Origin of the sequence: Streptomyces sp. NPDC002130, assembly GCF_040296465.1 — a bacterium.
Lineage (GTDB): Bacteria > Actinomycetota > Actinomycetes > Streptomycetales > Streptomycetaceae > Streptomyces.
The window spans coordinates 25,740-36,988 of record NZ_JBEOXI010000062.1; the positions used below are offsets into that span (position 1 = coordinate 25,740).

Here is an 11,249-nt window from a genome sequence, read left to right on the forward strand (position 1 = left end):
CCCCGGCCGGCGGGCCCGGCGTGCCGCGACGAGGCCCCTCGGCTGTGCCTGGGTCCGGTTCGGCCGGCCGGCCACGCCCGGACCGTGGGCTCGGCCGGAGGCCGCGGGCGACCGGATTCCGACCGTCCGCGAGCCGGACGGGCCTGTCAGACCGGGTCGGTGGTGGGTTCGGCGCGGTACGGGTCCAGGGCCGCGGCGCGTTCGTGGTAGGGGATGCGGGAGAGCCGGGACACCATCGTCCACATGTCGCGTTCCGCGGCGAGGGTCTGCGGGAGGGCGAGGCCGAGAGAGGCCGCGAGGGGTTTGCGGCCGGTGTTGACCAGCGCGCGGACGGCCGCCGCCCACTCGTCGGTGGCGGTGACCGCCGACCGGTACCAGACCGGCACGAGCACGGTGAGGACGACGAGGGTGCTCGTCAGGGCGAGGCGGTCCGGCCGGCTTCCGGCCCCCAGGGCGAGCGCCGCCGCCAGGGCGACGGCGACGTGGCCGGACAGCAGGGCGACGAAGAAGTCGACGCTGGCGCGGGCGAGTTCGCTCTGGCGGCGGATCTGGTCCGGGACGCAGCCGGTGAGTTCGTTCCACAGCAGCTGGGTGTCGAGGCGGTAGCGGTCCCAGCCGTACTCCTCGAAGCGGCGGATGGCGTTCCCGAGCCGGGTCGGGGCGATCTGGTCGTCGGCGATGGGGAACCGGGCGAACCGCTCGCGCAGCAGCCCGCGCTGGACGGCGGTACGACGCCGGTCCCGCCGGACCGCACGCGGATCGTGCCGGGCAATCCGGCTGGGAGGGCGCCCGCGCGGCCTTGAGCGTCAGTCGCAGACAGGGCGGGTCAAGGGTGCGGCGGCGGGTCGGTCGCCCAGATGCGGCTGCTCAGATCCGAGCCGCGCAGGACCTGGACGCGCCAGGGGTCGATGCGCAGCAGGTGGTAGTCGGGGCTGTCGGGGCCGGCGCTCCAGTACAGGTGGGGGTCGTAGCCGACGCCCGGGGGACTGTTGCGGCGGTACAGCTCCCAGGCCCGCAGCTTGGTGTCCCGGTCGGGCGCCCAGGCCGAGACGCTGTCGACGAACACCGCGTCCTGGCGGGGGTGCCAGTACGCGTACGTCGTATGGGGGTTGTGCGCCAGGTGGGCGGCCTTCACCGGGGTGCGGAAGACCGCCAGCCACCCGACGGGGCGCCCGTCGACGGTCTCCCAGACGGGCTGGACGACCCGGGCCCGGGGGCGGTTGTGCCGGTCGACGGTGACCATCGTGCAGTAGACGGTCCGCTGGACGTACTCGACGAAGGCGGCCTCGATCTCGGAGAACGAACGTACCCGTGCGGTGCCCATGGCGATACCTCGGCTTCACGTACGAGGGGACGGAAAGGGGAAATGGGGCGGGCCGCCCGGCCGCTCGACGGGGAGCGGCCGGGCGGCCTGTGGTGTCCGGTCGGCGGACCTCAGGGGTCACGCTGCGGGCGGGAAGTGCCCTTCCTGGACGAAGAACTCCACGTACTTGGCGAAGAGTTCGCGCGTCAGGGGCGGGCAGGCGATGTCCGTGCCGGCCAGTGCCGCCTCGGTCTCGGCGGTGTCGATGGGCGGGTAGAAGCCGTCGGTGTCGGACGTCATCATCTCGAAGGCGTGCAGCAGCGGCAGCAGGGCGTTGTCCCGGTCGGAGCGCACCGCGGCGCTCCACCGCTCCCGGTCGGTCTCGTCGAGCCGGTACCCGAGTTCGCGCAGGTACGCCACGCAGTCCGCGAGGCTCAGCGAGGTGCGGTTGAACAGGTGGAAGGTGCCGCCGGCCGGCTCGCGCCGGGAGATGCCGACGATGGCGGCGCTGACGTAGTCGACGGGCAGCAGGTGGAAGCGGCCTCCGACGCCGGCCGGCGCGGCCTGCGCCTGGAGGAGGCCCTTGAGGCTGAGCCAGACGAAGTCGCGGGTCTGGCAGGCCCCGTTGCGGGTGTCGCCGGAGATGACGTCGACGCGGTGCACCGACACGGGCAGTCCGCGCTCCCGGGCGATTTCGACGAGCTGTTCGGCGACCCACTTGGACTGGAGGTAGCCGCTGGGCAGGGCTTCGGCGGGGCCGGTCGGGTCGGTCACCTTCAGGGGGACGCCCGGCGTGACCGGGCCGTCGAAGACGCCGACGGTGGAGATGTAGTGCACCGGGACCGTGCGGTGGCGGGCCGCCAGGCGCAGGATCTCCCGGGTGCCGTGGACGTTGGCCGCGCGCAGTGCCTCGTAGGGGTGGAGCCAGTGCACGGTGGCGCCCGCGTGGTAGACGGCGTCCACGGTGCGGGCGAGGCCGTCGAACTCCTCCTCGGTCAGGCCGAGTCGTTCCTCGGCCAGGTCTCCGGCGCGGACCAGCAGCCGGCTCTCGTCGATCTCGTCCCAGACGCGGTACCAGGTGAGGCTGGAGCGCAGCCGCTCGTACGCCGCCGCGTCGTCCGCGCCGCGCACCAGGCAGTGCAGGCGGGCGGTCGTGGTGCGCATCAGGTCGCGCACCAGGAACGCGCCGAGGAATCCGCTCGCGCCGGTGACGAGGATGTCCGACGGGTCGGTGACGGTGCGGACGACCTCGTCCGCGGGTCGGATGTCGGCGGGCAGGTCGAGGTCGGCGGCGTAGTCGACAGCCGGGCCCGGCTCGGTGTCGCCCTGGGGGGCGAGGAGTTCGCCGCGCAGGTGTGCGGCCAGGGCCCGGGGCGTCGGGTGGTCGAAGACCAGGGTGGCGGGCAGGCGCAGGCCGGTGACCGTGGCGAGCCGGTTGCGCAGCTCGACGGAGGTGAGCGAGTCGAAACCGGCGCTGTGCAGGGGGCGTTCGGGGTCGATGGTGCCGGAGCGGCCGAGGACCCGGGCGATCTCGGCCGACACGGCGTCGAGGACGAGCGTGTGCTGGGCGGCCTCGTCGAGTCCGGCGAGCCGGTCGGCGAGCCCGGGCCCCGCGTCGGCCGCGCCGCGCGCCCTGGCCCGGACCGGCACCCGCACCAGCGACCTGAGCAGCACCGGGACCTGTGGCTGGCGGCGCAGGACCGGGATGTCGAGCGGGGTGGCCACCAGGTACGGGCGGCCGGTGTCCAGAGCCAGGTCGAACAGGGCGGTGCCGAGCTCCTGCGGGACGGTGCGGAAGCCGCTGCGGGCGATCCGCTTCAGGTCCGTCTCGGTCAGGCCGCCCGTCAGTCCCGTCGCCTGCTCCCACAGGCCCCAGGCGATGGACGTGGCCGGCAGGCCCGAGGCGGCACGGTGCCGGGCGAGCGCGTCCAGGTGGGCGTTGGCCGCGGCGTAGGTGGACTGGCCGGGGCCTCCGACGGCTGCGGCCACGGACGAGAAGAGCACGAACGCCGTCAGGCCGGAGTCCCGGGTCAGCTCGTGCAGGTGCCACGCCGCGTCGGCCTTGGGCCGCAGCACGGCGTCGAGCCGCTGCGGGGTCTGCGCGTCGACGACACCGTCGTCGAGGACGCCCGCGGTGTGGACGACACCGCGCAGCGGGTGCGCCGTCGGCACCGAGGCCAGGACGTCCGCGAGGGCGGTGCGGTCGGCGACGTCCGCGGCGGCCACGGTCACGGACGCGCCCAGCGCCTCCAGTTCGGAGCACAGCTCGGCGGCGCCCGGGGCGTCCGGGCCGCGCCGGCTGACCAGCAGCAGGTGGCGGACGCCGTGGTCGGTGACCAGGTGGCGGGCGAAGTGCGCGCCGAGCGATCCCGTACCGCCGGTGACCAGGACGGTGCCGTCGGGGTCCCAGACCGTGCGGGGGCCGTCGGCGGCGGGCGGCGGTACGGGGGTGCGCAGCAGGCGCGGTACGTGGGTCCGGGGTGCGGTGCCGGCGGAGGTGGCTCCGGAAGCGGTGCCGGAGCCGGTGCCGGGGGTGGCGCCGTCCAGAAGGCGCCGACCCGCGCGTTGAACACCTCCGGCACCTCCTGGAACGGCTGATGCGCCTCCCCGGGCAGCACCTCGAACACGGCGCCCGGGATGCTGTCCGCGACCGCCCGGCCGAGGCGCGGCGGTGTGGCGAGGTCGCGTTCACCGGCGAGCACGAGGGTCGGGACGCTGATGCCGCCGAGGCGGCCGAGGGCGTCGTGACCGGCGAACGCCGCGAGCTGGCGCTGGAAGGCCTCGGCGGACTGCGGATGCTCGAAGGCCAGGGTCTCGTCGATGAAGCGGTCCACCATGCCGTCGTCATGGGCACGCGGAGTGTAGACCCACAGATAGAACGCTTCCAGCATGGCCCGTTCGTCCGGGGCGCGTTCGACCATCCAGTTCCAGAAGCGCGTCATGGTCCGGAAGTAGGGATCCGGGCGGGCCATCGTGCTCATGAGGACGAGGCTGCGGACCAGGCCGGGGTGACGGAGGGCCAGTTCCTGGGCGATGAAACTGCCGCCTGAGAAGCCCGCGATGTGAGCCCTCGGGACCCGGAGCGCGCGCAGCAGCGCCGCCGCGTCGTCGGCCATCCCTGCTACGGAGAGCGGGCCGTCGGGCAGCGGGCTGCGGCCCGAGCCGCGGTTGTCGAACGCGGTGAGCCGGTAGCGGTCCGCGAACCCGTCGAGCTGTGGCTGCCACGCCTCAGCGGGGTCCCCGAGCCCCGCGACGAGCAGGACGTCGGGTCCCTCGCCCCGCTGCTCCACCCAGAGTTGCACGCCGTCGGCGTCGACCATCCGGCCCATGGCCGTCACCCGCGCGCCGGGCGGATGTTCTGATTGGCGTGGAAGAAGTTGTCCGGGTCGTAGGTCCGCTTGACCCGGGCGAGCCTGTCGTAGTGGTCGCGGTACGTCGCCCGGACCCGTTCCTCGCCCTCGCCCGAGCCCATGAAGTTCACGTACGAGCCGCCCATCGAGTACGGGTGCAGCTCCTCCTGGTAGCCCACGCACCACCGCCTGATCGTCTCGGCGTTGGCCGGGTCCGGGTCGACACCGGCGAAGACGCCGGACCAGTGCGCGTCCCGGTAGCTCCACGCGGTGTCGTCCGGGCCGACCCGGTGGGCGGCTCCGTCGATCGGGTAGAGGTGCATCAGCGAGAGCGGCGTCGGGATGTTCCGGCCGTACTCCAGGTGCACGTCCAGTGCTGCGTCGGGGATGTGGTCGAAGAAGTCGCCCCGCCAGTACCACTGGTAGCCGGTGGGGATCAGCTCGTCGAACATGGTCTGCAACGCGTCGTACGGCATCGGCGTCGTGAAGTGGAAGGCGGGCCTGCCCGGGTCGTTCACCACCGACAGGGTCTCGTCGAGCCGGGCCGGATCACTCGTGCAGCACCACACGATGCCGCACACCTTCCGCCCGTGGAGTTCCTCCGGGAAGGGCGGGCCGGGCGGGACGACGAGGACGGCGAAGAAGCCGTAGACGTCCTCGGGAGCAGCGGGGAGGAACTCCCGGTACCAGGCCAGCACCTCGCCCGTGCTGTCGACCGGCCACACGCTCACCCCGACCCCGACCGTGCCCACCGGGTGCAGCCGGTAGGTGAGGGAGGTCGCGATGCCGAAGTTGCCACCGCCGCCCCGCAGGGCCCAGAACAGGTCCGGGTGCTCGGTCTCGCTCGCGGTGACGAAACCGCCGTCTGCCAGCACCACGTCGGCGGAGAGCAAGTTGTCCACGGTCAGCCCGTACTTGCGCGTGAGATAGCCGTGGCCGCCGCCGAGCGTCAGACCTCCGACGCCCGTCATGGAGATGATGCCGGTGGGAGTGGCGAGGCCGAAGGCCTGGGTGGCGTGGTCGAGGTCGCCGAGGTGACTGCCGCCGCCGACCTCGGCGGTCCGCGCCTCGGGGTCGACCCGCACCCAGCGCATCGGCGACAGGTCGACCGTGACGCCGTCGTCCACCAGGCAGAGGCCGGGGCCGCTGTGACCGCCGCCCCGCACGGCGAGTTCCAGGCCGTGGTCACGGACGTAGGTGACCGCGGCCATCACGTCGGCGGTGTCCGTGCACGGGACGAAGGCGGCGGGCCGTTTGTCGATCATCGCGTTGTAGATCTTGCGGGCCTGGTCGTAACCGGAGTCCGGCGGGCCGATCACCGGCCCCCTCAGCGCGGTCCGCATCTCTTCCAGGGTGGCGGTGTCCATGACGATCTCCTCGGGAGGCGTGACCATGCTGACCTCACCAGCGTCCCGCCGACCGCCAAGCGATGCACATCCGCGGGATCCCTGAGGCCCGGGAGCCCGCAACTCTTCGGTAACCGCATCCTTCGTCGCGGCCGCGTTCGGCACGACCGCCCCCGCCGGACTGTGTACCGCCCACGTCCGCACCATGCCCGGCACCCCTGACCACGTCATCGCCCAGTCCTACGCCGGCATGCACACCGGTCTGGACCTCGGCGGAGGCGGCCGACTGGGAAAGCGGCACCCTGCACGTGCCCGGCTCCCGCGTCGACCACTGGCCGGACAGCGGTCACTACCTGCACGAGGAGCACGTCGGACGGACGGTCCGGCTGCTGCAGGCCTGGGCGGTCCGGAAGAAACGTGATGGCGGCCGGCACCGAAGCGTGTGACGGTACGGTCCATGGGCAACTCCAAGGCGTACCCCGTTCTGCGCACCGACGACGCGAGGCTGGCATACACACAGGCCAGGCGCCTGTGCGCGCTGCTGGAGCGGGAGGAGGAGGTGTGGCTCACCGCCGAGCTGCGCACGGCCGGGGAAGTGCGGCGGATGGCCGCCCTCCTCCCCGGCGGGACCTTCCAGCACTTCAGAACCCGCACCGATCCGGTGACCGGCCGGTATGCCGAGTTCGACCTCGACGTGACGACGGCGGACGACGCGGCCCTCGATGCGCACCTGCCGCTCGACGTCAGCGAGGAGGTTGCCCCGGGGGACGTGGTGGAGCGCTTCGCGACGGCCCTCGGCCGGGGCGCGGCCGCCATCGAATGGCACGGCAGGTGGCCCGACGAACCGGAGGCGGGCCACTGCGGAGCGCCCCCGTACGACGGTGTCCAGGTCGTCTTCCACGGTGACCGGGCGCAGCAGGGACGGTGGATCGCGGAGCACACCGTCTTCGTGCACGTGACCAAGTTCGGCGATCTGCCACGGGCCCGGAGACTCGCCGCGCACATCGGCAGCGAGGTCCTGGGCGAGCCGCAACTCGGTTGGTGAATGCGGGAGTCAGGCCGGCGTGACCTCCACGGGCAGCTTCTTGATGCCGTTGACGAAGTTGGAGCGCACCCGGGGGACGTCACCGGCCAGGCGGATGTCCGCCAGGCGAGGGATCAGTTCCTCGAACATGATGCGGATCTCGGTGCGGGCGAGCAGGTTGCCCAGGCACAGGTGGGGGCTGCCCTTGCCGAAGGTGACGTGGTCGTTGTCGCGGCGCGTGACGTCGAAGTCGTAGGGGTTGCCGAAGACCTCCTCGTCGCGGTTGCCGGAGGCGAACCACATCACGACCTTGTCGCCCTCCTTCACTCGCTTGCCGCCCAGCTCGACATCGCGCGTGGCGGTGCGGCGGAAGTGGTAGACGGGGGAGGCCCAGCGCAGGAACTCCTCGACCGCGACCGGGATCAGCGAGGGATCCTCCTGGAGGCGGGCCAGCTGCTCGGGGTGCTGGATGAGGGCCAGCATCGAGTGGGAGATGGTGTGCCGGGTGGTCTCGTTGCCGGCGACGACCAGCAGCAGGAAGTAGTTGTCGAAGTCCTGCGGGGAGAGCGGGACTCCGTCCCGGGGTGTGGTGTTGACCAGCCGGGAGACCAGGTCCGTGCCGTCGCCGCCGCGCCGCTGCCGGGCCAGTTCGCGGCCGTACTCGAAGACTTCCAGCGAGGCGGGGGAGCGGAAGGGCAGGTCACGGTAGCGCTCGCTCTCCTCGCTGTGCAGCAGGACGTCCGCGTAGTCGGGGTCGGTGTGGCCGATGATGCGGTTGCCCCAGTCGATGAGCTTCTGGTTGTCCTCCGGGGGCACGTCCAGCAGCCGGGCGAGCACGTTGATGGGAAAGTCCGCCGAGACGTCCTCGACGAAGTCGAAGCGGCCCTTGGCGAGGGCGGCGTCGAGGGTCCTCGCGGTCAGCCCGCGCAGGAAGTCGGTGTACCCGCTGATCACGTTCGCGCCGAACTGCCGCTGGATGACGCTGCGCAGCGCCCGGTGCCGCACCCCGTCCAGTTCCAGGATCGAGGCGCGCTTGTTGATCTGGTCGTCGTCGACTTCTTCCAGGTTGACGAACTTCGTCGACGTGAAGGTCTCCGCGTCGCGGTCCACCCGCACGATGTCCTCGTGCCGGGTCAGCGCCCAGAATCCGGAGTTGGGCGCCTCCTCGGGCTGCCAGTGCACCGGGTCCTCGTGGCGCAGGGTGTGGAACATCCGCCAGGGCGTGACACCGTCGGTGAAGCGGTCCAGGTCGGCGAGGTTCACCTCGGCCAGGGGCAGCGGCTCGCGCACGGCGTCGGTCGGGGTCTCGGTCGTCATCGGCATGCTCCTCGGCGTCACAGGTGGTAGGCGTACTCGGTGAACTCCCAGTCCGTGACGTGCCGGTGGAAGCGTTCGACCTCGTCGCGCTTGTAGGAGAGGAAGGACGTGGTGAATCCCTTGCCGAGCAGGTCGGTCAGGGCGGTGTCCGCCTCCAGCGCGTCCAGCGCGGCGGACAGGGTCTGCGGCAGGACGGCCGAGCGGGCGGTGTCGTAGCCGTACCCCTCCAGCGGGGCGGGCGGCTCCTCGCCGGCCAGCACACCCAGCAGCGCGGCGGCGACCGTCCCGGCGATGGCCAGGTAGGGGTTGGCGCTCGCGTCGCCGAGGCGCAGTTCGAGCCGGGCGCCGGTGCCGCGCTCGGGCGGGATGCGCACCATGGCGCTGCGGTTGTCCAGCCCCCAGTCGATCAGCCAGGGCGCGAGGGTGTCCGGGCCGAAGCGTTTGTACGAGTTGACCGTGGGGTTGAGCAGCGCGGCCAGGGCCGGTGCGTGGGCGAGGACACCGGCGACGGCGTGCCGGGCGGTGGCGGACAGGCCGTACGGGCTCGCCGGGTCGTCGAAGGTGTTGTGGCCCTCCTCGTCGTCACAGGAGAGGTGGAGGTGGAAGCCGGAGCCGCCGGCGTCGTTGAAGGGCTTGGCCATGAAGGTGGCCAGCCGGCCCTCCTTGCGGGCCAGTTCCTTGATCGCGGCCTTGAAGCGGAAGGACCGGTCGGCGGCCGACACGGCCTCCGAGTGGGCCAGGTTGATCTCGATCTGGCCGCCGTCGAACTCGTGGTTGCCGCTGATCGCCCCGACCTTCAGATCACGCACGTGGCGCAGGGTGCGCAGCAGGTGGTTGTCGGGGTCGGCGCGCAGACCGGCGGTGTAGACGACCCCAGGGTCGGGTGCGTAACGGCGCCAGCCGCCCGACGGATCAGGCTCGCACAGGAAGTACTCCAGCTCCGGCCCGACCACCGGCCGCAGCCCGTGTTCGGCACACCGGGCGAGGACGGACCGCAGCAGGTCGCGGGGCGACTCGGGCGCGGGCGCGCCGGTCGCCGGGTCGACGACCTCGCCCAGACAGGCGGCCACTCCCGGCTCCCAGGGCAGCGGCACCAGCGTGCCGAGGTCCGGGCGGACACAGATGTCCGGCAGCCCCGCGTCCAGCCCACCGCTGACCGGCACCACATCCCCCTGCGGGCTGGTGTGGTAGACGGCCCGGCAGAACGCCAGGCCGTGCTCACAGGCCCGGGGCAGCTCCTCGAGCAGCACGTCACGCGCCCGGTCGGTGCCGATCAGGTCGGGGTAGGTAACCCGGACCACGTCGATGCCGTCGGCGGCGAGCCGGTCCATGTGGCGGCGGACTTCTTCAGAATCGTGAGCGCTCACCGTTGTCTCCTCGGGCGGACGTCGGGACACCTCCGGGACACGGGGCCGGGGAGGCGGGTGGCGTGAGAGCGAGCGTCCGGGCGCGGCGGAGCCAGGACCGCCCGGTGCTTGTTTGATGCCAAACGGTAGGGGTGGGTGCGGGGTCCCGCAAGAGGGCCGGGCAAGAATTTATCCATCCGGATAGCTCTTGACCAGATCCCTGCCCCTGCCTACCTTGTTTGAAGCCAAACGAGTTCGGGGCGCGTTCGACCGCACCCCGTTGGCCGGGGCCCGGCCCCTTCCGGCCGGGCCCCCTTTCCTTCCGCTTCGACGCCCTCACATTCAGGAGGACCGGCCATGAAGGTCGTCGTCGACATGAACAAGTGCCAGGACCACGGCCAGTGCGTCTTCTCGGCCCCCGACGTCTTCCGGATGGACGACGACGGCCGCCTGGCCTACGTCCCCGACCCCGGCGACGCCCTGCGCGACGAGGTCGAGGAGGCCGCGGACGTCTGTCCGCTGCAGGCCATCCGGATCGAGGACTGACATGAGCGGGCGCATCGTCGTCGCCGGCGCCTCCCTCGGCGGACTGCGCGCCGCCGAGCAGCTGCGCGCCGCGGGCTGGACCGGCGGCATCACGGTGATCGGCGACGAGCCGCACCCGCCGTACAACCGGCCCCCGCTGTCCAAGGAGGTCCTCGCGGGCAAGGCGTCCTTCGCCTCCCTGGCCTTCACACCGAAGGCGTCCGCGACGGATGTGGAGTGGCGGCTCGGTGCGAGGATCGGCTCCGCCCGGCTCGCCGAGCGGACCGTCGAGCTCGACGACGGATCCGTGCTCTCCTACGACGGTCTGGTCGTCGCCACCGGGACGCGGCCCCGTCGGCTGCGCTGCCCCGGGCCTCTCGCCGGCCGCCACACGGTCCGGACCATCGACGACGCCCGGGTGCTGCGGGACGAGCTGACCCGGCCCGGCGCACGGGTCGTCGTGGTCGGCGCCGGGTTCATCGGCTGCGAGGTGGCCGCCACGGCGGTCGGGCTCGGTGCCGCCGAGGTGACCGTGGTCGATCCGCTGCCGCTGCCCATGACCGGGCCGCTCGGCGAACTGCTCGCCGGGGAGCTGCGCACGCGGCACGAGGAACGCGGGGTCCGTTTCGTGCTCGGTGCGGGCGTGGCCGGGTTCGAGGGCGGCGACCGCGTCACCGGTGTCGTGCTCACCGACGGGACCGTACTGATGGCCGACGTGGTCGTGGAGTCCGTGGGGTCGGTCGCCAACACCGAGTGGCTCGACGGCAACGGGCTCGATCTGAGCGACGGCGTGCTCACCGACGAGCACCTGCGCGTCGGCGGCCGGCCCGACGTCGTCGCGGTCGGCGATGTCGCCCGCTTCCCGAACGCCCGCTACGACGGGGTGCCCCGGCGGGTCGAGCACTGGTCCGTGCCGACCGACTCCGCCAGGCACGCGGCGAAGGCGCTGGTGGGTGGCAACGCCCATCTGCAACCCTTCGCACCCCTGCCCACCTTCTGGAGCGACCAGCACGACTTCCGGCTGCAGTCCTTCGGGGC

General features: G+C 72.5%; 9 protein-coding genes and 2 pseudogenes. 4 read left to right on the forward strand and 7 right to left on the reverse strand.

Features of this window, described 5'->3' with window-relative positions; translation table 11 throughout:
- Positions 1-146: 146 nt before the first annotated feature.
- The gene (locus tag ABT116_RS14745) at positions 147-392 is read right to left on the reverse strand and encodes a hypothetical protein (protein WP_351632601.1); all 246 of its coding nucleotides are present in this window, start codon (positions 390-392) and stop codon (positions 147-149) included.
- Positions 393-482: 90 nt separating this feature from the next.
- On the opposite strand from ABT116_RS14745, the gene ABT116_RS14750 reads away from it, so the two are divergent.
- On the forward strand, positions 483-803 hold the full coding sequence (locus ABT116_RS14750) for a hypothetical protein (protein ID WP_351632604.1): 321 nt from the start codon (positions 483-485) through the stop codon (positions 801-803).
- A gap of 23 nt (positions 804-826) precedes the next feature.
- Here the strand turns inward: ABT116_RS14750 and ABT116_RS14755 are convergent, their stop codons facing one another.
- The 4 genes and pseudogenes from ABT116_RS14755 to ABT116_RS14770 form a co-directional block, all read right to left on the reverse strand.
- Positions 827-1,324, reverse strand: coding sequence for a pyridoxamine 5'-phosphate oxidase family protein (locus ABT116_RS14755; RefSeq protein ID WP_351632606.1), 498 nt, complete (start codon positions 1,322-1,324; stop codon positions 827-829).
- Positions 1,325-1,441: 117 nt separating this feature from the next.
- Positions 1,442-3,823, reverse strand: a pseudogene (locus ABT116_RS14760) (thioester reductase domain-containing protein); the annotation flags it as partial.
- A gap of 122 nt (positions 3,824-3,945) precedes the next feature.
- A pseudogene (locus ABT116_RS14765) lies at positions 3,946-4,632 on the reverse strand (alpha/beta fold hydrolase); the annotation flags it as partial.
- A gap of 5 nt (positions 4,633-4,637) precedes the next feature.
- Positions 4,638-6,020 (reverse strand): FAD-binding oxidoreductase, encoded by a 1,383-nt coding sequence (locus ABT116_RS14770; protein WP_351632620.1) that lies wholly within the window; start codon positions 6,018-6,020, stop codon positions 4,638-4,640.
- A gap of 436 nt (positions 6,021-6,456) precedes the next feature.
- Between ABT116_RS14770 and ABT116_RS14775 the strand changes: the two genes are divergently transcribed.
- Positions 6,457-7,044: a hypothetical protein gene (locus tag ABT116_RS14775; protein WP_351632609.1), complete on the forward strand. Its 588-nt coding sequence runs from the start codon at positions 6,457-6,459 to the stop codon at positions 7,042-7,044.
- A gap of 9 nt (positions 7,045-7,053) precedes the next feature.
- On the opposite strand, the gene ABT116_RS14780 is transcribed toward ABT116_RS14775, so the two are convergent.
- Both ABT116_RS14780 and ABT116_RS14785 read right to left on the reverse strand, forming a co-directional pair.
- Complete coding sequence (locus ABT116_RS14780; protein ID WP_502983868.1) at positions 7,054-8,340, reverse strand: cytochrome P450; 1,287 nt, start codon at positions 8,338-8,340, stop codon at positions 7,054-7,056.
- A 17-nt stretch (positions 8,341-8,357) separates the two neighbouring features.
- On the reverse strand, positions 8,358-9,707 hold the full coding sequence (locus ABT116_RS14785) for a glutamine synthetase family protein (protein WP_351632615.1): 1,350 nt from the start codon (positions 9,705-9,707) through the stop codon (positions 8,358-8,360).
- A 336-nt stretch (positions 9,708-10,043) separates the two neighbouring features.
- Here ABT116_RS14785 and ABT116_RS14790 point away from each other — a divergent pair, with 336 nt between their 5' ends.
- Together ABT116_RS14790 and ABT116_RS14795 are read left to right on the forward strand one after the other, a co-directional pair.
- Positions 10,044-10,232, forward strand: a complete 189-nt coding sequence (locus tag ABT116_RS14790) for a ferredoxin (RefSeq protein ID WP_033308646.1) — start codon at positions 10,044-10,046, stop codon at positions 10,230-10,232.
- 1 nt (position 10,233) lies between these two features.
- Positions 10,234-11,249, forward strand: a 1,016-nt coding sequence (locus ABT116_RS14795; RefSeq protein WP_351632618.1) for an NAD(P)/FAD-dependent oxidoreductase, incomplete at its 3' end; no start/stop codon positions are given.

Excerpts from the sequence above, each read along its gene's own strand:
- ABT116_RS14755 (WP_351632606.1), bottom strand. The coding sequence starts at position 1,324 with ATGGGCACCGCACGGGTACGTTCGTTCTCCGAGATCGAGGCCGCCTTC.
- ABT116_RS14770 (WP_351632620.1), bottom strand. The coding sequence starts at position 6,020 with ATGGACACCGCCACCCTGGAAGAGATGCGGACCGCGCTGAGGGGGCCG.
- ABT116_RS14790 (WP_033308646.1), top strand. The coding sequence starts at position 10,044 with ATGAAGGTCGTCGTCGACATGAACAAGTGCCAGGACCACGGCCAGTGC.
- ABT116_RS14780 (WP_502983868.1), bottom strand. The coding sequence starts at position 8,340 with ATGACGACCGAGACCCCGACCGACGCCGTGCGCGAGCCGCTGCCCCTG.
- ABT116_RS14775 (WP_351632609.1), top strand. The coding sequence starts at position 6,457 with ATGGGCAACTCCAAGGCGTACCCCGTTCTGCGCACCGACGACGCGAGG.